Raw genomic sequence first — 24576 nt, forward strand, 5'->3', positions numbered from 1 at the left:
AGAGCTAAAGGAATAGATACAGAAAACGCTTACGATTGAACCCGTTTCAAAATTTGAAACATATTTCAGCAAACAAATACAAAAACGACTTCAGAAGAAAGCTCTTGAAGTCGTTTTTGCTTTTTTTAATTTGAACGATACTCCGGTACTGAAACGGCGATTTTCGACCACTTTCCCGCCACTTCTTCTGCTGTTTTGCAATAGTGGCCTCTAATGTCGATTGGGTAGTCTACTCCCGCAGCTTCTTGCCAGCGAATCGCGTGGAAATGGTGATTACTGGCTCTGAGAATCCACGCTGATGCTTGGCATTCTGACGAAGCTAAGTACATAACACCAGGAACGATACTCTCAGGTTTAAGGTCAAGCGGTTCCCTATTGACGCCCCACATTCGTGTCCGGGCAACTGGCGAAACAGCGTTTACTTCGATTCCAGTACCTTGGCTTTCTTTCGCCAGCACATTCATCAGACCGATTTGACTAATCTTTGTTGCAGCATATGCGATCAAACCCGGTTGAGCATATTCTGGATAGATTGCACGACAAGAAGTGGTGAAGACGATCCGACCATACTCTTGTTGGGTCATCTGGGGCCAGACCGCTTGAGCTAACCATATAGGCGCCTCCGTTTGAACAGCCATTGCTCGGTGGAGAAATTCTGGCGTAAGCTCAGTAATGGTCTGATAGCTGACCCAACCGGCATTATGAATCAGAATATCTAAGCGACCGAAGATGTCAATCGCTTCTTGAATCAATGCTTGACATCCTTCTCGTGTATTGATCGTTGTGGTTGAAGCATGTACTGAACCGTTTGGTGTTTTTCTTATTTTTTCCACAGCTTTTTGTACCACAATCGGATCATTGCCAAGACCATCCAAGTCTACTCCGCTATCTTGAATCAGTACATGGACTCCTCTGCGGGCAAGTTCTTCTGCATAAGCAAAACCGAGGCCCCTCCCACCGCCAGTAATAAGTGCTGTTTGATTTTCGAAGTTCATATTTTCACCTTCTCTCACTAATCTTCATTGCAACAGTCTTTGTTCCATTTCCAACAATAAGAAGATTCATACATTGTTTCATATCAACAACCTCTTTAACTATTGTTCGATCCTCACTATCATTGTAAACTGGAAGTAACCATAACAAAAATAGAAAAAAATGATCACAGTTATCTCGAAACAAGATTACAAAATTGGAGGGCATCAGATGGAACTTCGTCAAATCCGCTATTTTGTTATATTGGCTGAGGAACTACATTTTGGTCGTGCTGCAGCTCGAATTCCTATCGCACAATCTGCACTTAGTCAACAAATCAAGAAATTAGAAGATGAGTTGAATAGCAGTTTATTTTACCGTGATAAACACCAAGTCGTTTTGACAGAAGTCGGAAAAGTCTTTTGGCAACACGCTCTTCGAATATTGCAAACGATTAAAGAAACAGAAACCGCGGTTTCGCAACTTATCGATGGGGAATACGGTACATTGAATATTGCTTTTGTAGAAGCTGCTTTATGGGATATCATACCGCGATTAATTTCTTCCTATAAACAGAAACACCCTAATGTAGAAATTATTCCTCATCAAATGAACACGCATATGCAAATCGAAGCACTGTCGCAAGACTGGATTCAACTTGGAATCGTTGGGGCGAAATTGACAGCACCCGATATTCATTATTATCCAATTCGTGAAGAACGTTGTTTGCTCGCTCTTTCTCCTAACCATCCTTTATCTGAAAAAAAATCTGTGGATATAAAAGATTTAGCCAAGGAACGTTTCGTTGCAATTCGACGGGAAGCGGGAACCTTTTATTTCGATCAATTCATTCAAACTTGTATGGAGAATGGTTTTAGCCCGAATATCGTCCTAACTGCTGACCGGATGCAGTCCCTCATGGCCTTCGTTGCAAGTAATATGGGCGTTGCATTGATCCATGAATCCTCTAGAAATATCCGATCTGATCTTCGCTACCTCGAAGTAGATGGAATAATTTCTAGTCCCTATCAACTTTTTTTCGCTTGGAAAAATCAGAAAAATACGAATACTTTGGCTTATTTTTTGAAGGAAGCTTTTTTGATATTTCCTAAAAAGACATGACTGTTTAGCTACTCATAATGGTAAATTCTCAACAATAGGGAGTAAAAAAGACTAGACCTTTCTCGATCTAGCCCTTTGATAATTTCTTATCCAAAGTATTTTTCAACTATCGCTGCGATCTCCCACTGGCAAAAATGGATGGTTGAGTGTTTCAGCTGACTAGCAAACCATTGATACATGCCTTGTTTTTCCTGACTGTCCGCCTGCTGCAAGGCCGACATCCAGATCGATTGACAGAGGTCCGCTAGTTGGTACAATTCTCCCTCTTCATCATTCATTTCTATCTGATCGACTTCCCTTACTAAATAGTTCACTGCCTGAAAAGCCGTTTGATAGTCCCCCATTTTAGTCAGAGGAAAAAGCGTATTCGTCAGAACCTCATTCATTTTTTGAACAAACGGGGTCACCTGATCGTATTCAAGATAGCTCTCATAGCCAGTAAATCGGCGAATCGCGCGGTCGATCTCTCGTTGATAGTAGCGGAGATTCCTTTCAGCGGATCGTGAAGAAAGGGCTGCTTTTCCCGCTTCGTATTCAAACAGAACCGCAGCCATGTGCTTGCAGTGATTTCCTTCTTCCGCATACGGACATTCGCAATAAAATGCTGGCGGGTCGTCCTCCAGCCCTTCGATTTCCACCATGTAGGTTTCATTTCCGTCGACCAGTGCATGGATCGTATCCCCAATCAAACGACTGTCTATGACTCGTTTTTCATCATAATAGTCAAATCCTCGTTCCAAAATGTACGGCCGGAAAAGCGATTGCCATTCAATCATTCTGTGTTTCCTCCACCGCGATGTTGTACTTTTCCAACAGTCTTTTGGCCATCGCTTCCCCTTCATCGGTCAAAGTGACTGACTTTGTGCGTGACGGTCTTTTCTGGGCGAACAGCAGGTCCTCCTCGGTCAGTTTGTTTAGTACAGAAAAATCATATCCTTTCCATGCATTCAACAAGGTATATTCTCCCTCTTCCAGACTAGGATACGTTTCTTCCCATGAAGAGAGATACAGCAGCATTAAAGTCAATTCTTCTATCGAGGTCATGATTAGCACTCCAATCTAGGTTCGTGTTTTTGTCTTAAGCATAGCATATTTGTAAAGTGTGTTTGATCCATTTTTTTGGTGGAGGAACACAAAAACTCTCGCTGTAATCACAACGAGAGTCAATCCTTCTAGGAAACAAATACTTAATTTTCTTCCGCAGCCATCTTAGAAGTAACTTTCTCATCGATGCGCAGAAATGGCAGGTAGATGAAGACTGTCGCCGCGATGATGGCAATTTGCAGCACGGCTGCTCGCCAATCCCCACCAGTCGCCAGAAAGCCCGAGATCACCGGTGGTGTCGTCCAAGGGATTTGGACCACCACATGATTGATCAAACCGATCGAAGTAGCAAAATAGGCCACTGTCAATGAAAAGATCGGTGCCAACACAAACGGGATGATCAAGCTCAGGTTGAAGACGATCGGCAAGCCAAAAATGATCGGCTCGCTGATATTGAAAAATGCCGGTGTCACAGACAGCTTAGCAAAATCTTTGTAATCCTTGCGTCGGCTGAAAATGAAGATCGCCAGCAGCAACGCGATCGTATTTCCCGAACCGCCCATTACGGCAAAGGTATCTTTAAAGGCCATATTGATAATGTGAGGAATCGGTGTGCCATCAGCATAAGCACTCATGTTTTCCTGCATGTTTTGAATCAAAAACGGATCTAACAGCGACCCGGAGATCACCGCCTGATGAATCCCAAAGCCAAAGAACAAATTGGCAACCGAGGTGATCAGCAGGAAGCCCGGCAATCCAGTGGTGACTTTGCTCAATGGACCGATGATAATGTTGGTGATCAGGCCGTTAACATCTATGTTGAACAATTGGTTAATCGCAAAGGAGATGATCGCAAAGCTGGTCACCGTGATCATGATCGGGATTAATACGTTAAATGATTTCAATACAGCTGGTGGAATGTTTCCCGATAATTTGATCTGCAATTTTTCGTTATTGGACAATTTAATGAAAAGCTCTGTAGCCAGCAACCCGACAAAAATTCCGACAAACATGCCTGAAGCTCCGGTATGGCTGACTGGAATCACGCCAGTGACTTCGATGGCCTTGCTGGCATTTTCAGGAGTAAACATCGTCCGCATCGGAGTCAGCACCACAAAGGTTGAGATCGCAACTAAGACTGCCGCAATCGAATTGGTATAATTTCGGCTGGCACACATATGATAAGACACGGCTGCCACGACTAAAAGTGTCGTGATGCTCAAAGTCCCATTGGCGATGGATACTCCGATCTGCTGGATCGTGGTCAAGGTCTCTGGATTGATAAGCTTTCCCATAAATCCGGTTGGTTCCAAGATGACATAGTTGATCAGTGTGACAAACCCCGCCAGCATCATAAAAGGCATAAACGTGGCAAAAGCATCCCGCAATGTCCGCAGATGAATCTGATTCCCCAGCTTGGTCGCCAGCAGACCGATCTTTTCAAAGACCAGCTCTTTTTTGTTCGTTTTCATATCTTCTCTCCCTCTTTGTATTCGAGCTGCTTCCACCAAACCAACATATGATGAAAGCGATTGCTCTATTTACATCCACTATAATACATTACCTTTAAATAAAAGTAAATATCTTTACTTAAAATTATATATCTTTTTGAATACTACAAACAGAGCAAAAGAAAAAGGCATCGAAATGCCCTTATTTTTCAACGAACACGGCTTCAAAAACAAAATCCTGGTACAAATGACGCGTCAAGGAATACTCGAACGGCGTCCCGGAGGCCAAAGAAACCACCTTATCCACCTCAATCAGAAATTCGCCTGTGGGGATATTCAACACCTTCGCATCAAACTCTCCCGCCATATCCCCTTTAATCCAGATATGAGAGGATTGAATCTTCAGCCCCAGCTCGTTCGTGATATAGCCATAGACAGACTTTTTCAAATGCTTGGGCTCCAGTCCCGGGATGACCGCCAGCGGCATAAAGGTCTGTTCGATCGAGTATGGCTGATGGTCGACATACCGGCTGCGAATGATGTTGTACACATAATCCTTTTGATCGATCTCCAACATTTCAGCTACCTTGGCGGAAGGCAGTTCAATCGAAAACGTATGGATCTCCGAATCAACATGCTCTTCTCCCACCACATTCAGCAAGCCATCGCTTGGCCCAAAGACCTTCGAATTGTCGATCGGGGTTCGCAAAACCTCCGTGCCAAATCCACTGCGGCTGCGAACGACCCCCTCTGACACCAGCAGATCGACCCCCTTTTTAACGGTCAGCTTGCTGGTCCCAAATTCCTGTGCCAACGTTTCTCCTGTGGGAAGCTTTTCTCCAATCGCATAATCACCATTGGCGATTCGTTCCTTCAACGTCACATAGACTTCCATGTATTTTGGCATTTTTTTCATACGCTGCTCCTTAAAATTATACGTTCGACTATACTTTATCACATATTCAAAGGAAAAATCCAGAGAATAATTATACTACAATAATAAAAATATATATTTTTCATATAAAGTATTTACTTTTGTAAAATTCACCTGTACACTATTCCTGAAATGAAGTAGGAGGATACGATCATGATAAAACAACAACTAACTTTTCCGAAGGATTTTTGGTGGGGCTCTGCTTGGTCCGCTGAGCAAGCAGAAGGCTTCGGCGAAACCGGCAAAGCAGAGACTGTTTGGGAGCGCTGGTACAAGGAACAACCCTACCGCTTTTATCAAGGAGTCAGTTCAGCGATCACTACCGACCATATCCATCGTTACAAAGAAGATGTGCAATTAATGAAACAAACCGGGCATAACTCCTTCCGTGTGTCGATCTCATGGGCACGGATGTTTCCAAATGATGGCATCGGTGAAGCCAACCCGAAAGCCATCGCTTTTTATCGCGACTTGTTTCAGGAGATGAACGCCAACGGTATCAAAATCTTTGCCAACCTCTATCATTTTGACATGCCTGCTGCTTTGCAGGACATCGGCGGCTGGGAATCCCGCGTCGTAGTAGATGCGTATGTTCATTTTGCGGACACTTGCTTTAGAGAATTTGGTGATTTGGTGTTTCATTGGTTTACCTTCAATGAACCGTTGGGTCCCATTCTCGGCTCTTATTTAGAAGATTTCCATTATCCAAACCTGATCGACTTCAAACGTGGGGCACAGGCAGCCTTTTTCACTGTTTTGGCCCATGCTAAAGCGATCGCAGCTTTCAAACAATACGGTTACGCCAGCAAGATCGGCACGATCCTGAATCTAAGTCCGACGTTCCCTCGCAGCCAACATCCAGCAGACGTTGAGGCAGCGGAGATCGCAGACCTGTTTTATACTCGCAGCTTCCTTGATCCAATGGTCAAAGGGACCTTTCCGGAGAAACTAGTCGCCTTGTTGAAGGAATACGATCAAATGCCTGAGGATTACACGCTAGAGGATCTGTCAGAGATCAAAAACAATACTTGCCAGATTCTAGGACTAAACTACTATGAACCACGTCGGGTCAAAGCTCGGTTGACTGCGATCAATCCAAGCGGACCTTTTCTGCCAGACTGGTTCTTCGAGCACCATACCATGCCAGGCCGTCGCATGAACGAGTATCGAGGGTGGGAAATTTATGAAAAAGGCATTCATGACCTCTGCATGGATATCAAAGAGAATTACGGCAACATCGAAGCCTTTATCTCTGAAAATGGGATGGGAGTTGCGGATGAGGAACGTTTCATGGATGAGGCTGGACAGGTGAATGATACTTACCGCATCGAATATATTCAGGATCACCTAGCCTATCTTTGGAAGGCGATCAAGGATGGCTGCAACATCAAAGGCTATCATCTATGGACCTTTATCGACTGCTGGTCATGGATCAATGCGTACAAAAACCGCTACGGTCTGGTGGCCTTGGATCTGGAGACTCAAGAACGCCGGATCAAAAAGAGCGGCGAGTTTTATAAGCAGCTGAGCGATAACAACGGTTTTTCCTACGATATTTCACGCTTGGTTTAAAGAAGAACATTTAGCAAATCAATGATTCTAGTATGATGAGCCTGAAAACAAGAAGAGCGCAATTGGACGTATGAATTCAATTGCGCTCTTTTTGACTATTCACCTGTTTTGATTTATCTCCGTGATATAATATACAAAACATTGCCTATGTCAAAGGTCGCAAGTCTATCAGATCAAGGAGGAATCCTCGTGTTAGTGACTCACAGTTACATCAACGGATAATACAAGCTGGCGATAAAGCTGTATGAAGCAGCCTTCGATGCTACGATAAAAACGTTGATCGAGTCTATATGCTTAAAAATCTTGCCACTCATCGTCTTCTTTAGGTTGGTCTTTGCCTTGGTCATAAGGGTTACCCGGAAAGTCCTTCTCCCAAAAATCACGGCGGAAATCTTTATGAGGTCCTCTTGGAAAATCGTGCGCACCGGGACCTCCATGACCTCGACCAGGACCATGTCCTGGTCCAAAGAAAGGATGATGGCCCATTTCTTTGCGCATTTTGTCCTTGAGTTGCCGACGTTCCTCTCGAGATAGAGTGTGCCAGTTTTCAAAACCCTCAAATTGCTGGCGGAAATCCTGCATCTGACGCAGACGATCCATCGGGTCCACAAAACGATCCGCTTGCTTTTGAAACTCTTCTTCCCAGCCATCCGCGATTTTCCCTAACAGGTCAAGAAACTCCTTGCGTTCCTCTTCGGTCAAACCCGCGAAAAAGGCTTCACTTAACTCATCGGCTTCGCCATTCAAACTGGCCACCTTTTCACGTCCTTGGTCTGTCAAAAAAACCCGTTTGATGCGGCGATCATTTTCTTCTTCTTTTCGTAGAATATCTCCATTGTTTTCCATCTTCTTCAACAATTCCGCTAAAGAGCTAGGGCGTATATCTAAAATCTCCGCCAACTGGCTTTGGATCAACCCGTCTTCCTTCTCCAAAATCGCCAGTACCCGCAGCTGTCCGGTCAAGCGTTGCTGCTTTTTACTCATAAAGGCACCACTGGCTGCACTGACAAAACGCAATCGTTTCATTAAATCATCGGTAAATGTACTCATGATTATCCCTCTTTTTTCATTTTTATTTCGGTACCGAACTTTATTACCCTTGTATTATAGTTCGGTACCGAATCGTTTGTCAACTCTTTTTGACGATTTTCTGTTTTTCTTGTTTTTTTGAGGTCGAAAGCGGATCAAATAAGGATTCCCTGCTATAATAGAGGAGTTGTGCTACATTGGATGCAGGAGATGTTAAAATGAAGGATTTAAAAAATAGCTTTGTCCATCTGTTCCGCTTTTTAAAGGATACGATGGCTTATTTCCGAGATGTGCTGCTGTTGCACGGCTTCATGCTGTTTGTACTGTTGCCGCTTTTGACCAGTTTGATCAAATTTATTTTGCGGCAGGGACACATTTCTTATTTGTCTTATGACACGATCGGGATTATCTTGCGGGACCATCCTGGGGTATTGCTTTCGTTGCTTGCAGTCTTGTTGGCGATCATGATAGGGGTCTTTTTCGAATTCACCTTTTTGCTGATCAGCGTCTTTTTTATTAAAAAGAACGAGCCGATCTCTTTGAGTCAGCTCCTGACCGGAACTCTGATTCAACTGAAAAAGCTTCGCGTCTCCACTATTTTGTTCTTTCTGGTTTATTTTTTGCTGGTGTTGCCGTTTGGCGGATTGAATTTTAATTCGGATCTCTTGGCAAAGGTCAAAATCCCTGCGTTTCTTTTGGATTATCTCTTTGCCAACCGAGTACCGATCATTGCTGCAGCTGCGGGGATCTATCTGATTCTATTCTATTTTTCGATTCGTTTGATCTTTGCACTGCCGGAAATGATTTTGCGAGATCGCCGCTTTGCCCAAGCGGTCAAAGAAAGCTGGCGGACGACCAAAGGCTGGAATTTTCTCCGGCTTTTCGGGCAGTTTGTGCTGATCGGCGGATCGGTGTCCTTATTGTCCTCATTAGGATACGGCGTTGTCATTTTTTTACAGAGCCTGATCGAAACACACCTTGCCACCTACGCCTTGCCAAGTGCTGTGATTGCGATGACGGTCATGCAATTTATTTTTTTAGCGACGATCGTTTTGTCAACGGTGGGGATTTTCTATATCACCGTTAGTTTTATGGACGACTTAGGACTGTTGGTTATCCTGCCGACCTGGTTTAAACAGTCGGCGGATGAACCGAAGCCCGTCTGGTCATTAGGAAAGGTCGCACTATTTCTCGTCATCACACTGCTGTTTGGGATTGGTGTTGGTTCCTACAACACCAATTATTTAAGCAATTACTCGCTTAAAAAGCCGCTGACCATTTCCCATCGCGGAGTCTCTGAAGGCAATGGTGTCCAAAACAGCCTAGCCGCCTTAGCCAAAACCAGTCAACTGCAGCCAGCCTTCGTGGAGATGGATGTACAGGAGACCAAGGACAAGCAGTTTGTTGTGATGCATGACTTTCATCTTAAAGAATTAACGGGTATCGATAAGCGTCCGAACCAGCTGACTTTAAAGGAATTAGAGCAATTGAACGTCAGAGAGAGTGACCAGACCGAACCGGTAGTGTCCTTCGATGACTATTTAACAAAAGCAGAACAATTGGATCAACCCTTACTGATCGAAATTAAAGCGACTCCACAGGACAGTCCAGATATGGTCGATCGCTTCATTCAGAAGTATAAGGACACGATTTTGCGCCATGACTATATCTTGCACACCTTGGATTTTGATGTGGCTGCTCAGCTGAAGGAAAAGGTTCCCGCCTTCTTCGTCGGTTATGTGATGCCCTTCAATATCGTCGGACCGCCTGTTTCCAATGTAGATTTTTTTACAATGGAACATACCACGCTGAATCGAAACTTTATCGATGCTGCACATGATGACGGCAAAGAAGTGTTTGCATGGACGGTGAACGACGAGGACACGATGACGCGGATGATGTTTTATGGTGTGGACGGGATCGTGACAGACAATCTATCGTTATTGAATCACACGATCCAGCAAGACTTGACAGATCCCACATACTCAGACAAATTGTTCTATTTTATTACTGGAATTGGATAAATCAAAAAGGCTGTGACATTCACTGTCATAGCCTTTTTGGTCTATTCACTTTTTAGGATTTGATTGATTTCCTGACTATACAGATCTGCTTTCCCGCCGAAGACAGCTTGGATCCCGCCGCCAATCTCTAGAACAGCCACCGCACCCAGCGCTTGGATGCGTTTCTTATCCACGATCGTATTGTCTACCACGGCTACTCTCAGGCGAGTTGCGCAAGCCTCCACGCTCAGAATATTTTCTTTTCCGCCCAATGCCTCAATGATGATCAAGGATTCTTCGTGCAAAGAACTGCCACCCGCTGTCGGCACCGCGTTTTCTGTCTCATCCATTTCCTCCATTCCAGGAATTGCCACGCTGAATTTTTTGATAAAGAAGCTGAAAACGATGTAGTATATCCCTGCCCAAATCAAGCCGATCGGAATCACATACAGCCAGTGTGTTCTGGCCTCTCCCTGAAATACCCCGAACAGCAGGAAGTCGATCAAACCGCCAGAGAACGAATTCCCGATACGTACCTGCAGCAAATCGGCGACAAAGAAAGAGCACCCGTCTAGAAAGGCATGGATTACATACAACCACGGCGCACTGAATAAAAACATGTATTCGATCGGTTCAGTGATCCCTGTTAAAAACGAAGTCAATGCACCACTGACATACAAGCCGCTGCTTTGATTGCGGTTGGCTTTGGGAATGGCACGATACATCGCCAAACATGCTGCTGGCAATCCAAACATCATCGTTGCGAAACGTCCGGCAAAGAAGCGCGTCCCGTAAGTAAACAAGCCCGTGTGGTTCGCATCGGCCAGTTGGGCAAAGAAAATGTTTTGCGCACCAACGATTTGTTCGCCAGCGACCATTTCAGTACCACCTAGGGAAGTATACCAAAACATCGGATAGATCGTGTGATGCAGTCCTACCGCACCGGTTAAACGCAGCAAGAACCCGTAAAGGAAGGTTCCGAAGCTGCCCATTTGCGCAACGGCCTCCCCGACACTTACCAACACTTGTTGGATCGGCGGCCAAATCAGAAAGAAAATCACTCCGATGAAGATCGCAGCTAAAGAAGAAACGATCGGAATAAACCGCGATCCGCCAAAAAAGCCTAAAAATCTTGGCAATTCGATTTTACGATAACGATTGTGTAAAAAGGCGACCGTTCCGCCGATCACAATCGAGCCAACAACTCCCGTATCGATGGTATTATCTGGCGAAAATAATTGCAGCAGCCCACTGATCGTTGCGGTATAAACAAGAAAAGAAACCCCACCGGCCAACCCAGCCGTTCCTTTGTCTCCATTGGCCAAGCCAACAGCCAATCCAATTGCAAAAATAAGTGCTAAATTACTGAATACAGCATTTCCGGCTGTGCTCATGATCGTCAAGATCGTTTGCAGCCATGCTTGATCCAGCCAAGGATACGCCTGGATCGCACTGGCATTCGATAATGCTCCACCGATCCCCAACAACAAACCGGCTGCCGGAAGAATCGCGATCGGCAACATGAATGCACGCCCTAACTGTGAAAACTTTTTAAACATAATTTCCCTCCTATTGTTTTGATCAACGGCAGCAGTATCCTCCGCCGTTTATTCTGAAACCGCAGCAATAAAGCGAGCGGCGATCTCCTGTGGTCGTGTAATAGCACTTCCAACAACGATCCCTGCGACACCAAGCTTTTTAATAGCTTTTACATGGTCAGGGGTATGAACCTTTCCTTCTGCGATCACCTGGATACCAGTAGTCACTAGGCGTTCGATTAACTGAAAATCTGGTTCATCTCTAGGTGCGCTTTCTTCGGTATAGCCCGCAAGTGTCGTCCCCACGAAATCCACTCCGGCTTCCCAAGCAGCGACCCCTTCTTCGTAAGTCGCAATATCTGCCATCAGCAGAACCTTCGGGTGTTTTTCTCGAATAGCTTGAATATTTTCTGCAACCGTCCGGCCATCATGTCGCTCACGATTAGTGCAATCTAAAGCGATGACAGCCACTCCTGCATGGGCCAGTTCATCGACTTCCTTCATGGTAGCTGTGATGAAGGGCTTTTGCGGTGGGTATTCTTTTTTGATGATCCCGATGATTGGCAGCTCTGTCACCGCTTGAATCTCTCGAATATCCCGAATCGAATTCGCACGTATCCCGACAGCTCCAGCCCGTTCTGCTGCCTTAGCCATCAAGGGCATTACACCGCCTGTTTCAGTATAGAGCGCTTCGCCCGGAAGAGCCTGACATGAAACAATGATACCGTCTTTGAATTGTTTCAATAACTCATTTTTCTCCATAAAATTCTCCCTAAATAATATTTTGGAGAACCATTCTCCAAAAAGAATATAGCATACTCCTCCAAAAATGTAAATATGGAGGAGATGATTTGACAAAATTTCCAATTCACTAGAAAATAGAGGAGAATGCAAAAGAATGGATGTGCAAAGATGGGCTATTTAGAAACGATTCGCGCCAACTATGAAAACCTGACCAAATCGGAAAAAAAGGTTGCCGACTACATTGTTTCCACTGGGGACAAGCTGCATCAGCAAACCTTATCGGATATCAAAAAAGCCACCATGGTAGGGGATGCTACCATCGTGCGCTTCTGTCAAAAAATGGGCTACAGCGGCTTTTCTGACCTGAAAATCGCCATTGCTAAGGAAGAACTTAACAATCCGGAATCGACCGAGTCATCCTTTGTCAAACGTGTAGAAAAAAAATTAGCCAATGCCATCAAGGATACCAGCTCCTTGGCAGACGAAAAAAAAATGAAAGAGGCAGCCAGCTTCATCAATCAAGCCAAAAATATCTATATTTATGGTGTCGGCTCCAGTGGTATCACAGCATTGGATATGGAATCACGTTTTTTGCGCGGGGGGCTGCGGGTCAAAGCGATCACCGATCCGCATTATCAAATGATGAATGCCTCCTTATTCACACAAGAAGATTTGGTGATCGGCATTACCTTGACCGGAAAAACCAAAGATATTTATGATGCACTGTCCGTTGCAAAGAAAAATGGTGCCAAAATCATCTCGATCTGTAATTATGTTCTGTCACCAGTCGCTCAAATCAGTGACGTCGTCTTACAGACAGCGATCGAGGAATATTTATTGAACGGCGGCTCTCTGACCGGGAAAATCTCTCAAATTTTCGCCATTGACCTGTTAATCACTTACTATGAAAAAACCTACGGCATCAATGAGGACCAAATGCGCGAAAAAATCGCTCGAGAGATCGTGCATAAACAGCTGTAAGAAACGGTTTGGTCTATTTTACACAACAAAAAACCAGCGCTGGATCAGGCTTCACTTGATAATCCAGCGCTGGGTTTTTTAGTCTTCCCATCTATCCGAAACTTGTCTTTGAGGTTCCTCTAATGGTGGGATTGCTTGATCATAGATTTTCTTATATCGGCGGTAATCTTCTTCCAAACAACGCAGAGATTCCTGCTGGTATTTGGTCGGACCGTTTTTTCGCAATTCTCGGATGTAAAATGCAAGGCTGCTCCAGCTGTCCAATTGCTTCAGGCGTCATGCATGTCTACCCCTTGGATCCATTTGTAATTGACGATCACTTTGCCATTGTAAGCAGTAATTTCTGTTTCTGATAAAGTCGAATCCTGAGAAATATCGACCAAGCAGCTGTGGGTGTACTTCTTCATGACTGTTCCTTTAAGCTGCCTGGAAGCTTCGGCAAACGCAAAAGTGATTTGATCACCGACTAAAAACTGGGTATTGTAACTATTTTCTTTCACTTCCATCAAGAAAGCAGGAGCGGTTTGGTTATAAGCCATCTGTATACCCCTCTTCCAATTCCTTTAAGCTGGAAGAATTCTGAACAAGCTGCTTTCTTAACTGTTGGTAGCGTCTGCACCGTTCACAGTCTTCGACCTCTCCGATCGGATGAGTTTGAGCCTGATGGGCCGATACGATCTCCGAGATGGCTCGAGCAATTATCCGATGCTTCACGCGCAGCTGTTGACGATGAACAACGATCCTGCTATTTTTGGTTTGATTCATGCGAACGCCTCCTAGTCTGATGCTTCTCTTTAGTTTAACTGACTAGAAGGAGTAGTCTTGAGATTTCTTAATAAATTCTTAACAAACGCGCAATCACACTGTCCTGCTCAAAAGGACTTACTCCGCTTGTTTTATTACTTGATCGACGGTTTGAACAAAGCGTGAGATGAACGTATCCGAATCGATATCCAAACAGACCTGCGCATTTTTTTCCGTTTCTAGTAAACCAGGCAACGTACCGATCATACGTCCCGCTGAAACGCCTGCTGTCTCTACTGTCAAATTGATTGGAAGGAGGTGCGTCGCCAGAGCTGGATCAAGCGCGATCGCTGCTGCCAGCGGATCATGCATGGCACCGCCGATATCCTGGTTTTCATATTCATTGGTGTAGTAATACTCTGCCATTTGAGCCATCACTTTTCCTGCAAAGGTTTCTGACTGTTTCCACGCTCGTATCGGGGCTCCTGAAATCAGTGTTTTCAAGGTCACGTCCAAACCGACGATCGTCACCGGAATACCACTTTCTAAAACATAGTTTGCGGCTAACGGATCGTTGTAGATATTGGCCTCTGCAAATTTCGTACTGTTTCCAGGAACCGTCAGTGCACCGCCCATGATGACGATACGACCGATCGTTTCAATGGCTGCTTTTTCCAGTTGGATCGCTTCTGCTAAATTCGTCATTGGTCCGGTAGCCACTAAAATCAAATCTTGTCCATATTGCTTGGCTGCCTCGATCAAGAATTGACTACCTGTTTGCAACTCCTTTTTTCGTTTTGAACGTGGAAGAGCCACATTGCCTAACCCATTTTGACCGTGAACGCGCAAGACCAAGTCAGATAATCGATACTTTGTGGCTCCCCACGGATGCGCAGCACCTTCGAAGACAGGGATCGTTTCATTTCCGAAGAGATCTAATAGGTCCAACGTGTTTTCTGTTGCTCTTTCAACCAGCACATTGCCGAAGGTCGTGGTGACCCCGATCAACTCAGCCTCTTGGCCTAACACATAAGCCAAAGCTAACGCATCATCGATGCCTGTATCTAAGTCCAAAATGATTTTTTTCATACGCGCCTCCTGTTTATTCGCTACCTCCAGTGTATCCGAAAAAAAGCAGAACATCCAAGAGTTTCTCCCGATGTTCTGCCAATTGTCTATGTGCTTTTTTCAACCGGAACATACATTTCCGTCAAGCATTCGTCTGGTTTCTGCCGTTCCTCGTTCAAGTAATGATAGTAGATCCCGCCTGCAGCGCGGTAATTGTTTGTTGGCACCCATTTAAGCAGCGCTTCTAAAGTGGAGTCTTGCTTTTCATACGCGCCGCAGTCAATAGTCCGCACCACTGTTTGCGCTGGCAAAACCTTACTCTCCACCAGCTCAGAACCGGGTACTTCTACTGGTACCTGCAAGCTGATCTCAACATCCAATGCCTTCAGATCGACATTATGGAAACAAACGATCGGTCCGCTACTGGGAAAGATTTCTTGTCTTTCAATCAACGTATTTATTGCTGTCAATGCTTCTCCCATCAATGGCCCATACTCCGTGAAAAAGTCAATCGTTTTCCGCACAGAGACTACGTGTCTGGCCGGCAGCTGACAAAGCGTTATTTTGGCGATTTTCATTGATACAATCCTCCATGTTTATCTGATGTTTTGGCTTTCGGCGCAAAGAAATCAGCTTGACTGCATCCTCCAGCATAGAAACTGAGTGAATCGACAGCATCAGCCATTTCGCACCTTGCCCTGTTTTGGTTTGACGGAACAGTTCCTGTGTTTCGAGTGTCAATACCGGCAAGATTTCTTCCGCCTGCGGCATCTCTTTGCGCCCTACAACGATCAATGCAGTAAAGCGGCCTGTTTCAGGATACAGCGTGCACAAGGATTTTCCTGCTTTGCTGTACTTGACATTCCATCCCGGCCGCATGGAGCAGCCGCTATAAGCAAATTGAGGCTGCGTCTCGTAGGCCGCCTGCAAATACTGGTGAAAGGTCTTCCAGAGAGGGTTCTGAATAAATTCTGTCATTTCCAAAAATGTCGGTTGTTGTTCTTTTGCAAAACGTTGGCACCACTTCATATCGATCTTTCCTTTCTGCTGCTTTCGTTCTAGTGTAGCCTTTTTTAATCCTTCCGGCTTGTCTCTCTATGCTCTTTTTTGTCAAAAAAAGAAGCTGACTCCAAAAAGCCAGCTCCTGCATAGCGTTGTTTCAATTACTCATGTTCATCCAATTTGGTTCCAAGATATTTCCATCTGGATCCTGTACCTCCAGACCAAACATCTGATCTTCTGGGATCCCCATATCAATATGGTAGTAATTCCCGCCATTTTGTTTGGCTGCTTCTGCAAACCTGCGCACCTCTTCTGCACTGTCCATGCTAAAAGCAATCAACGCCTGACTCGTGGTATGCGGATCCGCAATCGTCTTGTCTTGAATAAATTGTTGGTAAAAGTCATGTGTCAACAGCATCACCCAAAAATGATCGTCCCAAACGACAGCACTTGCTTCAGGGGTCGAAAACGCTTTGTTCATTTTAAATCCGAGTGCTTCATAAAACGCGATCGAACGGTCTAGATCGGCCACTGGAAAATTCACAAAAACCATAGTAGTCATGTTTTTCACCCTTTCTGTCCGTTCATCATCCATCAAAGTCGGCCAACAGTCAACTGATTCGTTTCATGGTTGTGTATTCCTCTAAAGAAAAGATCGATCCATCTTTTGCAACAAAATCAGCTTTTTTTGCAACAAAACAAATAGTAGTATGAAAAAGAGCAGAAAACCAAGTATGCTGGTTTCAGGAGGGAGCACACAATGATTTTTAATTACATTTGGCAGCAGGAAAAGGCGGTAAACGAAATAGATGTCATCAGCCATCCGTTCAACCGCGAGAAACTAAAACAACTAGAACAAACACTGCAGCATTCCACAACGATTTCAGTGATCGATCCAAAAAACAACCGGACAAAATTGCTGGCGGTCCCCTTGATCGAAACGATCACTGCCATGGGTCATCAAAGTAAGATCTGTACGACTGCAGGAGAACGTTTTTTCCTGTCGAAGAAGCTAAAGGAATTGGGTGATCTGGAGCAGCAGCAATTGTTCCGCATCAACAATTCAACGATTTTAAATTTGACCCATGCGGCATCCTTTGCTGCGGGTCAGCATGCACGTCTGGAAGTGCAGACGAAAACGGGAAACACCTACATCGTCAGCCGTCACTACGCAAAACAAATCAAGGAGAGATTTCGATGATCAGAGAATTAAAAAATAATTTTATGCAGGCTGCACTTGGCAGCACACTATGGATCACCGCATTAACCAGCTTATTTTATCGGCAGCAGATGATTCCTTTGAGCTTTGTTTGGAAGCTTTTTTCCATCGGTGGGTTGTTAGGCTTCATTTTTGGGGTCAGCTACCCTTACCTTTGGAACTATTCAACCTTCCAAGCACGTACCAATATTTTGATCAGTTCCGTTCTTAATACCTTGGGGGGATTTCTAGCACTTTATTTATTTTCCAGCTACCTTTTTTCGATCGTTCGCCCTTACTTTTTTCCGATCCTCGGACTGACCTTGATCGGACATACCCTCGGATTTTATTTTTACTCCCGCTATCAGCAGCAACGGTTGGCAAAGGAGCTGAATCAAATCAAAAAATAGTCTTGAAAAGCCACTCAAGGATACCCTTCCAGATGCTCTGGCCATGAACTTGATGACCGAAGAAGCAAAAGAGTTGTTTCGCGCAGAAAACGGCGAACAACTCTCTAAGAAAAAAATACGGAAAGAACGATCGACCCGCTGCTACGATTTTTCCTTTGCAGTTGGGACACTGACCCTTTGGCAGGTTCTGTTGAAAAAGAAAAACTATGCAAGGCGATTCTGTCTATTACCACCATCGGGACATTTGGAAAAACAACAGCTCGTGGGCTGGAAGCGACGATGCTTGGGGCGGCGCCGGATTTGATTGCCGGACCCATGATACAAAAAATCAGCAGAGCAGGAGAACAATCTCCTTATTCTGCTGCTTTTTATACCATCCACAACGCGACTAGTATTGCGACAAACCCGCCGATAAACCAGCCGCCTAACACATCTGTAAAGTAATGAACCCCCAAATAGACACGACTGAATCCAATTAGAAAGCCCAGCAACAGTGCCGCTGACAGAAACCAAATCGAAATCCCCAACACCAAATACCCGTTTAAAAACAAACTGCCATAGAGCGTCACAGCCGTTGCGGCATGTCCGCTGGGAAAGCTGTGGTCGGTTTCTTCCACCAGCCGATCCCCTTTTGGCCGTTCCCGTTTGTACAAGCGCTTTATCAAAAACACAAGTCCTGAAGTCGCCATAACACTGATTCCAACATTTAATGCCACTGTATTGCGGGTAAGCGGCACGACAATCAATAGCCCGCAGACTGCCAGTGTTGGCAGAGCTTTTCCTGCCCTTGTAAAAAATAAAAACACCTTCGTCAGCCAGACTTTACGCTGCAGAATCACCTTTCTCGAGAACGCCACATCCCAAGTCTGGATCCGCTTCCCTTTGACCAATACCATTACCAACAAAAAGCCTGCGAAAAAAACGACAGCACCTGTAAACATTCGTCTTCCCCCTTTTTGCCACCCCTTGGACAGTCTTCCCTACACCTTTATCGTAACACAGGTCATCCAAATTTTTCCCATTAGCTCATATAATCTTTACGCCGTAAAAAAATCATTGCAATCAGGGTAGCTATAACTGCCAGAAACACCACACCTATGGAGCCAAGTACAGAATCCTTGCCGATCAAGCCACCTGTGTTGATGCCCCAAAGACTAAAGATCAAGGTAGGAATCGAAATGATCAACGCAGCTGAATCAAGGTATTTCATCAGGTGATTCAGCGTGTTGTCCATCAGGGCTGAGACCATGCCGCTGGTCGAATCGACCAATCCACGGTAAAGATGGACCATTTTTTCGACGCGCCGACAGCTGACCGTCACATCATTCAACCGTTCCTTGGAGACCTGCTCGATAACCGATTCATTTTCCAGAATAATATCCGTCGTGTGCTTCTGGTCATCCAAGGTGTGTTCCAGATAAACTAAATTTTTTTCGATGTCTCTTAGCAGCAGCAGGGTATCCTTCTCTGTGCTGTTTTTCGCCGCCTCATTGACCTGATCGATCATTTGCTTTTGTTTCTTCAACGCATGCAAGAAATACGTATACGACTCTAAAATGTAAGCAACCAAAAATTGCGGGATATCGCCTTCAGAGACTTTGAACAATCGTTTGATCTCGGTCATGCTGTCTTGTTCCTGCGTAACAATCAGCAGCTGGTTTTCCGAGAAAATCAGTGAGACGGGAAACAAGGCTTCTTCAACAGTAGCCGATACATCCTTTTCTTCCCGATAGTTGACCATCACCAAGCTGAGACACTCTCCAAGCACTTCCGATTCCAATCGTTCGACCCGTGACACCTCTTCTGTAAAATGATGTAGCGTGAACACATCTCTTGGCAAATCATATTGTTTTTCATAGTCATCGATTTCTTTTGGAGAAGGCAAAAGAATACTGGTCACGCGCCACTTTTTTTCACTGACCTCCAACCTTTCCTCCGAACGCATTCTGCTCACCTCTTGTACTAGTTTCTTTCATAGCTAGTATATCGCATTCCTTTGGCAAGATTGGTTTTGACGACTCGTTAAAAAGAAGGCCTCTTTTGACCAGAGACCTTCTTTTTAGTTTAGTAAAGTACTCGTTGACTTTCTCGATGGAGCTGCTTCACCTTTTCAAAAACGTCTTCCGCCTTCATGATGCAGCTGACGACAGAGACTCCCGCGGCTCCGCTGTCTTCCAGCTGCGAAATGTTCTCTGTATTGATCCCTCCGATAGCTACCACCGGAATTGACACCTGCGCCGTAATGGTTTTTAAGGTTGTCACCGGCGTCAATGCGGAATCCTTGGTTTTGGTTGGAAAGATCGCGCCGACACCTAAATAATCCGCTCCAGCCTGTTGTGCTTCAAGGCTCCGGGTCACAGTCTTGGAAGAAACCCCCAGCCATCTGTCAGGGCCAATCAGTCGGCGAGCCACCTCGACGGGAAGCTCATCATCCCCAATATGCACCCCTGCCGCATCAACCGCCAAGCAAATATCGATTCGATCATTAATAATCAACGGAATGCCGTAACGGTCGGTCACTGCTTTGACTTTGACCGCCAACTCATAAAAGCGATGAGTCGTTGCCGTTTTTTCTCTCAGCTGAACGAGCGTCACTCCCGCTTGACATGCCGTCTCCAGGATCGCCAAAAATTTCTCATCACTAAAATCATACCGCTCCGTCACCAAATACAATGTCAATGCTTCCTTGTTCATTGCCAGCTCCCCTTTACATCATTGTACCAATCGGTAGCCATCAAGAGCGACAGCTGATTCAACACAGCTTGTCGAAAATTGGCCAATCCTGCCGGCACCAATTCCTTAGCCTTCTCACCGCAGCAATTAAAATAGCTTACTCCCCCAACAACTGCTTCCCATTCAGGCAGTCCGACACCTAACAATGCCGCCACGATAGCTCCAACAATATCTCCTGTTCCAGTAAAGCAATCCAATTCTTCAACCCCGTTTTTCAACAACACTGCTTGCTCCTTTTGAACAACGACATCGATAGCTCCTGTTGCTAAAAAGGTGGTTTCCGGATATTCTTCGGTTAATTTTTTCAAAGCCTCAACCAATTCGTGGATCGCTTCTTCCGATTGATCCAGCGAACTGCCGTCGACTCCGCGCCCATGACTTTCGATTTGACAGAGTGCACGCATCTCTGAACTATTTCCCTTGACCACATTCGGGTGATACGCCAGCAATTTTTCAGCCATTTCTTGACGCAAAGGACTGGCAGCTAACCCAACAAGGTCAACGACCGTCGGCTTTTTCTTCACTCGAGCATAGCGTCCGGCCTCCAAAATATTGTTCTCGCGTTGAGGCGAGATGTGTCCTAAATTGAGCAGCAAGCTGTCCGTTTGTTGGAAAAATGCTGGAAATTCTCGCGCATCATCCGCCATTACTGGCTTAGCGCCTATATACAGCAGCGCATTGGCCATTGATTCGCAGGTGATTTCATTCGTAATGCATTGGACTAAGGGAGACTTTTGCAGCGGAAAAATAGGCTGGACTCTTTTCGCAAGTTCATTCATTGATCTTCACTCCTCCAAATAATTGCTGGCAACGGCGGAAAACCGTGGTCTGTTTCAATACGGTCAATACAAAATAAGCTGCTGCTGACCCGATCAAGGTCGCTCCGATGAATCTTGGCGTATAAATCAGCCAGTACATCCCCTGCTGGCTGCCGGTGAACCACACCATCACTGGATAAGACAGCAAAGAACCAATGATCCCCGTCCCAATGATCTCTCCGATCATCGATCCATAGATCTTACCTGTCCAACGGTAAAACACACCAGCAAAAAAAGCACCAAAGACTGCTCCTGTCAAAGCCAACGGCGGTATTCCTAACAGCAGCATGCGGATCACCCCGCAAAAGAACGCCATGACTAGCGCGTGGAATGGACCCAACAGCACACCGGCGATCACATTCATTACACTGGACATCGGAGCCATCCCCTCAATTCGAAACAACGGTGACAATACCACATCCAGTGCGATCATCATAGCCAGCATCATCATTTTTTGCAATCGATCTTTTTGCATCCTTCTTCCTCCCGTTCTAGTCGTGAGGCGACCTCCTGCAGCTGCACAGATTTTATAAACACGAAAAAACTCCCTTCCGGTTCCCATTGAACGGCAAAGGAGTCTTTCAGAAAAAAAGTCCGGCCAAAAAATGGTCGGACGAATGGATCAGTCAAGGACATTTCCCTTCGCCAGTTCTAACTGTTTCAGGTTCAATGGGTATCATCTCAGCTATTCAAGCACCCCAAATGTTTCTATGAAATTGATTAGAGTATAACATACCTTTTTTTATTTTAACAGACAAAGCGGCAGATTTCTTCGGATTCCTGTGCTATTCTTAATTGAAAATAGAAAGGAGTCCTGAAATGTCTTCACCTGATTTTACGACGATTCACCATGTTGCCCTCATCGCGTCTGATTATCCGCGCACCAAACACTTTTACGTTGATATTTTGCGTTTGCCGATCCTTCGCGAAAATTACCGTGCAGAACGTCAAGATTATAAATTAGATCTTCGTTTAGCCAATGGCGCAGAATTGGAGATTTTCGGCGTCAAAAATCCACCCCAGCGCCCTAGCTTTCCAGAGGCCAGCGGGTTGCGCCACCTGGCATTTAAAACCAATGATATTGAGGCTGCCGTGGCTTATTTAGAAAAACACGGTGTCAGCTGCGAACCCATTCGCACCGATGACTTCACTGGCGAAAAAATGACTTTTTTCTTTGATCCAGATGGATTGCCGTTGGAATTGCATGAATAAAGGACTGCTCGGCTGTGTCACTGAGCAGTCCTTTAGCGTTGCCCCTTGCTCTGTTCGATCGGGTATTTGAGCGCATTTTTCTTCAGCTTCTCGTCAATGATCTCATCAATGTCAAAGCCCAAGTTATCCGCCATCATATAAGAATAAATCAGGACATCTGCCAATTCCTCTTTCAATCGTTCCGGCTGTTCTTTGGCCTCTTCAGATGTCTTCCACTGAAACAGCTCCAACAATTCTGCTGCTTCTAAAGTGATCGACAAAGCCAGATCCTTTTCTTGATGAAATTGTCGCCAGTCTCGATCATCACGAAACTGATTGATTTTTTCCATACTGTTCATGCTACCCCCTCTTTTCTGTTCCCATCTTATCATAGAATCCGCCAAAAAAGGACAATGACATACGCTGCCATTGTCCTTCAAAAACACATCGTTTTTTCAACTTTGTCTTTACTAACAAGCACTAATATGACTGAAACAAACCCTTTTGCTATAATTCGTTCACCAAATTTTGAATTTGGATGATGGAATCAGGCGTGACATACGGGTCCATCATAATCACTGGAAAATCATCCGGCAAGCCTTCCACCGAACCAGTCGTCAGAAGCGCATCGTAATTCAGCATTTCTGTGTACATGCCGTCATTGCCATCGACCACACTTTCAAAGAAGAAAATTTCGTAGTTTCCATAAACGATCCCTTTGATGTGCTTTGCAATAAATTCTTCTTCTGTTGGCGTCAAATCCGACAGCAGCAAGAGACGCAAGTTTCTTTTCCGTTTAGCCAACAGCTCTAAGCTGTCTACGTCACCGGTCAGCAGTAAATAAATATAGTTCATGATAAAGTCTTCGCTCTGATAGATCTGATGCTGATGCACGAATTCTCTAACGATTTTATCGATTTGCTCTACTGCATGCTTGTGCATGATCGAGACCACCGCGATAAATCTTTGACGGCTTCTGCGAATGATCGCGAAAAATTCGCCATCTGGTTCATACATGTAGCAATCGTTCATGAGAACCGTATTTAAATCAATCAATTGCTGTGTCCCCATTGCTTCACCGATCAGCCCGTTATAGCGTTCGACCAATTCCATGTGTTGATTGAACAGCTTGCGGTATCTTGGGTTGTCTTGCAAGGCGTTGTTTCGATGTTCGTTACTAAAGATGACACAATCTGAAAACTGCAGCCATAAACAATCACGCATGATGTCATCTGTCAGATGCAAACGGAACAATTCCGATGCCGTACTGCTGAGTCCATTGCAGACTTCTTTAGAAGGCAACTCCAAAGCATTGGTTCGAAGCTCCTCTTTTGGGTATTCATGTCCATTTTTGATCCGCCATAAACTAACATAAATATTGTAGATCAGGCGTTTTTGGAAAATGTACTTTTTGTACAATTTATTGATATTGATAAATTCCACAATAAATTTCTCGATCGTTTCAAACTGGTAATCCTTCAGCATCGGCAGGACATTTTCAAAGGCATTTTGCTTTTCGATGTAGTAGCGGTAGAAGAAATGGCGGATCACACTTTCTTTTCCTTCCAAACGAAGTGGTCGATAATGCAGGCGAATTCCCGCCTTCGCCAACGCACTTTCCGCTTTTTTCAAATAGCGTTGTGTGTTGGAGACACTTAGAAACAGTCGTTCTGCCAATGAAGTGATATTGTCGCATTCTTCATATAATAATTGTTCTATGATTTGGAATTCTGGTGAGTTGATCAAGGTTTCGGCGTATAGTTTTCCGATACTTACACGGCCTATGATGGTCAGTCTGTATAGGCCTTTGTATTTTTCGATGAAAAAGCTGTCTTGCTGCTCATTGACTAATTTCACATCGTTTAGCAATATCGGCAGAGAACAATCCAATTCATTAAGCAGTTGGTCACTTGGCAAGCCTTCTTTTTTATAATACAGTAGTTCAATCAGAGATAATCGACGTCTGTTGCTGGTTCCTAGAATTTCACGAAAGTCCATGCCTATCTCCCCCTTAAATCAGCT

30 protein-coding genes and 1 riboswitch are annotated in these 24576 nt (G+C 44.9%); of the genes, 8 read left to right on the forward strand and 22 right to left on the reverse strand.

The features are described 5' to 3' along the window. Positions 1-125 precede the first annotated feature (125 nt). The gene (locus NRIC_RS11120; RefSeq protein WP_146622782.1) at positions 126-995 is read right to left on the reverse strand and encodes an SDR family NAD(P)-dependent oxidoreductase; all 870 of its coding nucleotides are present in this window, start codon (positions 993-995) and stop codon (positions 126-128) included. A 208-nt stretch (positions 996-1203) separates the two neighbouring features. On the opposite strand from NRIC_RS11120, the gene NRIC_RS11125 reads away from it, so the two are divergent. Beyond that, positions 1204-2094 (forward strand): LysR family transcriptional regulator, encoded by an 891-nt coding sequence (locus NRIC_RS11125; RefSeq protein WP_146622842.1) that lies wholly within the window; start codon positions 1204-1206, stop codon positions 2092-2094. Between the two features lie 86 nt (positions 2095-2180). Here NRIC_RS11125 and NRIC_RS11130 read toward each other — a convergent pair whose 3' ends face one another. The 4 genes from NRIC_RS11130 to NRIC_RS11145 form a co-directional block, all read right to left on the reverse strand. Beyond that, positions 2181-2870 carry an SWIM zinc finger family protein gene (locus NRIC_RS11130; RefSeq protein WP_146622783.1) on the reverse strand — a complete coding sequence of 230 codons (690 nt, stop codon included), beginning with the start codon at positions 2868-2870 and terminating at the stop codon, positions 2181-2183. Further along, positions 2863-3138 (reverse strand): DUF6429 family protein, encoded by a 276-nt coding sequence (locus NRIC_RS11135; protein ID WP_146622784.1) that lies wholly within the window; start codon positions 3136-3138, stop codon positions 2863-2865. The genes NRIC_RS11130 and NRIC_RS11135 overlap by 8 nt, the downstream gene beginning before the upstream one ends. A gap of 143 nt (positions 3139-3281) precedes the next feature. Further along, positions 3282-4610 (reverse strand): PTS sugar transporter subunit IIC, encoded by a 1329-nt coding sequence (locus tag NRIC_RS11140; RefSeq protein WP_146622785.1) that lies wholly within the window; start codon positions 4608-4610, stop codon positions 3282-3284. Positions 4611-4791: 181 nt separating this feature from the next. Continuing rightward, positions 4792-5505 (reverse strand): GntR family transcriptional regulator, encoded by a 714-nt coding sequence (locus NRIC_RS11145; protein ID WP_146622786.1) that lies wholly within the window; start codon positions 5503-5505, stop codon positions 4792-4794. A 171-nt stretch (positions 5506-5676) separates the two neighbouring features. Here NRIC_RS11145 and NRIC_RS11150 point away from each other — a divergent pair, with 171 nt between their 5' ends. Next, positions 5677-7095: a glycoside hydrolase family 1 protein gene (locus NRIC_RS11150; protein ID WP_146622787.1), complete on the forward strand. Its 1419-nt coding sequence runs from the start codon at positions 5677-5679 to the stop codon at positions 7093-7095. 294 nt (positions 7096-7389) lie between these two features. Here NRIC_RS11150 and NRIC_RS11155 read toward each other — a convergent pair whose 3' ends face one another. Further along, a complete protein-coding gene (locus NRIC_RS11155) occupies positions 7390-8145 on the reverse strand; it encodes a MarR family winged helix-turn-helix transcriptional regulator (RefSeq protein WP_146622788.1) in 756 nt (251 codons plus the stop codon). A gap of 197 nt (positions 8146-8342) precedes the next feature. Here NRIC_RS11155 and NRIC_RS11160 point away from each other — a divergent pair, with 197 nt between their 5' ends. Further along, on the forward strand, positions 8343-10148 hold the full coding sequence (locus tag NRIC_RS11160; RefSeq protein WP_146622789.1) for a glycerophosphoryl diester phosphodiesterase membrane domain-containing protein: 1806 nt from the start codon (positions 8343-8345) through the stop codon (positions 10146-10148). A 41-nt stretch (positions 10149-10189) separates the two neighbouring features. Here NRIC_RS11160 and NRIC_RS11165 read toward each other — a convergent pair whose 3' ends face one another. Continuing rightward, positions 10190-11686, reverse strand: a complete 1497-nt coding sequence (locus NRIC_RS11165; RefSeq protein WP_146622790.1) for a PTS transporter subunit EIIC — start codon at positions 11684-11686, stop codon at positions 10190-10192. A gap of 48 nt (positions 11687-11734) precedes the next feature. Further along, complete coding sequence (locus NRIC_RS11170; protein WP_146622791.1) at positions 11735-12427, reverse strand: N-acetylmannosamine-6-phosphate 2-epimerase; 693 nt, start codon at positions 12425-12427, stop codon at positions 11735-11737. Positions 12428-12577: 150 nt separating this feature from the next. Between NRIC_RS11170 and NRIC_RS11175 the strand changes: the two genes are divergently transcribed. Further along, the gene (locus NRIC_RS11175; protein WP_146622843.1) at positions 12578-13390 is read left to right on the forward strand and encodes a MurR/RpiR family transcriptional regulator; all 813 of its coding nucleotides are present in this window, start codon (positions 12578-12580) and stop codon (positions 13388-13390) included. Between the two features lie 151 nt (positions 13391-13541). Here NRIC_RS11175 and NRIC_RS19700 read toward each other — a convergent pair whose 3' ends face one another. The 7 genes from NRIC_RS19700 to NRIC_RS11205 form a co-directional block, all read right to left on the reverse strand. Continuing rightward, positions 13542-13670, reverse strand: coding sequence for a hypothetical protein (locus tag NRIC_RS19700; RefSeq protein WP_265416110.1), 129 nt, complete (start codon positions 13668-13670; stop codon positions 13542-13544). Next, the gene (locus NRIC_RS11180; RefSeq protein ID WP_146622792.1) at positions 13660-13929 is read right to left on the reverse strand and encodes a DUF2187 domain-containing protein; all 270 of its coding nucleotides are present in this window, start codon (positions 13927-13929) and stop codon (positions 13660-13662) included. The genes NRIC_RS19700 and NRIC_RS11180 overlap by 11 nt, the downstream gene beginning before the upstream one ends. Next, a complete protein-coding gene (locus NRIC_RS11185; protein ID WP_146622793.1) occupies positions 13919-14155 on the reverse strand; it encodes a hypothetical protein in 237 nt (78 codons plus the stop codon). The genes NRIC_RS11180 and NRIC_RS11185 overlap by 11 nt, the downstream gene beginning before the upstream one ends. A gap of 117 nt (positions 14156-14272) precedes the next feature. Beyond that, positions 14273-15223 carry a nucleoside hydrolase gene (locus tag NRIC_RS11190; RefSeq protein ID WP_146622794.1) on the reverse strand — a complete coding sequence of 317 codons (951 nt, stop codon included), beginning with the start codon at positions 15221-15223 and terminating at the stop codon, positions 14273-14275. Positions 15224-15309: 86 nt separating this feature from the next. After that, positions 15310-15780, reverse strand: a complete 471-nt coding sequence (locus NRIC_RS11195; RefSeq protein ID WP_146622795.1) for a GyrI-like domain-containing protein — start codon at positions 15778-15780, stop codon at positions 15310-15312. Further along, positions 15710-16231, reverse strand: coding sequence for a DUF3788 domain-containing protein (locus NRIC_RS11200; RefSeq protein ID WP_146622796.1), 522 nt, complete (start codon positions 16229-16231; stop codon positions 15710-15712). The genes NRIC_RS11195 and NRIC_RS11200 overlap by 71 nt, the downstream gene beginning before the upstream one ends. Positions 16232-16361: 130 nt before the next feature. Then, positions 16362-16766, reverse strand: a complete 405-nt coding sequence (locus NRIC_RS11205; RefSeq protein WP_146622797.1) for a VOC family protein — start codon at positions 16764-16766, stop codon at positions 16362-16364. A gap of 198 nt (positions 16767-16964) precedes the next feature. Between NRIC_RS11205 and NRIC_RS11210 the strand changes: the two genes are divergently transcribed. From NRIC_RS11210 to NRIC_RS11220, 3 genes are read left to right on the forward strand one after another with little or no spacing between them, the layout of a single operon-like run. Next, a complete protein-coding gene (locus NRIC_RS11210; RefSeq protein ID WP_146622798.1) occupies positions 16965-17405 on the forward strand; it encodes a LytTR family DNA-binding domain-containing protein in 441 nt (146 codons plus the stop codon). Beyond that, complete coding sequence (locus NRIC_RS11215; protein ID WP_146622799.1) at positions 17402-17812, forward strand: hypothetical protein; 411 nt, start codon at positions 17402-17404, stop codon at positions 17810-17812. Before NRIC_RS11210 ends, NRIC_RS11215 begins: the two co-directional genes overlap by 4 nt. A gap of 43 nt (positions 17813-17855) precedes the next feature. After that, the gene (locus tag NRIC_RS11220) at positions 17856-18116 is read left to right on the forward strand and encodes a hypothetical protein (protein WP_146622800.1); all 261 of its coding nucleotides are present in this window, start codon (positions 17856-17858) and stop codon (positions 18114-18116) included. 64 nt (positions 18117-18180) lie between these two features. On the opposite strand, the gene NRIC_RS11225 is transcribed toward NRIC_RS11220, so the two are convergent. The 5 genes from NRIC_RS11225 to thiW form a co-directional block, all read right to left on the reverse strand. Next, positions 18181-18753 (reverse strand): phosphatase PAP2 family protein, encoded by a 573-nt coding sequence (locus NRIC_RS11225; protein ID WP_146622801.1) that lies wholly within the window; start codon positions 18751-18753, stop codon positions 18181-18183. A gap of 80 nt (positions 18754-18833) precedes the next feature. Then, positions 18834-19757: a magnesium transporter CorA family protein gene (locus NRIC_RS11230; RefSeq protein ID WP_146622802.1), complete on the reverse strand. Its 924-nt coding sequence runs from the start codon at positions 19755-19757 to the stop codon at positions 18834-18836. Between the two features lie 119 nt (positions 19758-19876). After that, on the reverse strand, positions 19877-20506 hold the full coding sequence (thiE, locus tag NRIC_RS11235) for a thiamine phosphate synthase (RefSeq protein ID WP_146622803.1): 630 nt from the start codon (positions 20504-20506) through the stop codon (positions 19877-19879). Beyond that, the gene (gene thiM / locus NRIC_RS11240; protein WP_146622804.1) at positions 20503-21324 is read right to left on the reverse strand and encodes a hydroxyethylthiazole kinase; all 822 of its coding nucleotides are present in this window, start codon (positions 21322-21324) and stop codon (positions 20503-20505) included. The genes thiE and thiM overlap by 4 nt, the downstream gene beginning before the upstream one ends. Next, positions 21317-21838 (reverse strand): energy coupling factor transporter S component ThiW, encoded by a 522-nt coding sequence (gene thiW, locus NRIC_RS11245; protein ID WP_146622805.1) that lies wholly within the window; start codon positions 21836-21838, stop codon positions 21317-21319. The genes thiM and thiW overlap by 8 nt, the downstream gene beginning before the upstream one ends. Before the next feature lie 145 nt (positions 21839-21983). After that, a riboswitch (TPP riboswitch) is annotated at positions 21984-22074 on the reverse strand. Positions 22075-22182: 108 nt separating this feature from the next. On the opposite strand from thiW, the gene gloA2 reads away from it, so the two are divergent. Further along, positions 22183-22575 carry an SMU1112c/YaeR family gloxylase I-like metalloprotein gene (gene gloA2, locus NRIC_RS11250; protein ID WP_146622806.1) on the forward strand — a complete coding sequence of 131 codons (393 nt, stop codon included), beginning with the start codon at positions 22183-22185 and terminating at the stop codon, positions 22573-22575. A 32-nt stretch (positions 22576-22607) separates the two neighbouring features. Here gloA2 and NRIC_RS11255 read toward each other — a convergent pair whose 3' ends face one another. Further along, the gene (locus tag NRIC_RS11255) at positions 22608-22913 is read right to left on the reverse strand and encodes a nucleotide pyrophosphohydrolase (protein ID WP_146622807.1); all 306 of its coding nucleotides are present in this window, start codon (positions 22911-22913) and stop codon (positions 22608-22610) included. Positions 22914-23061: 148 nt separating this feature from the next. Continuing rightward, a complete protein-coding gene (locus NRIC_RS11260; RefSeq protein WP_146622808.1) occupies positions 23062-24552 on the reverse strand; it encodes an AcpB/EbpR/MafR family transcriptional regulator in 1491 nt (496 codons plus the stop codon). Positions 24553-24576 lie beyond the last annotated feature (24 nt).

Source organism: Enterococcus florum, assembly GCF_004309355.1.
GTDB classification, from domain to species: Bacteria; Bacillota; Bacilli; order Lactobacillales; family Enterococcaceae; genus Enterococcus_A; species Enterococcus_A florum.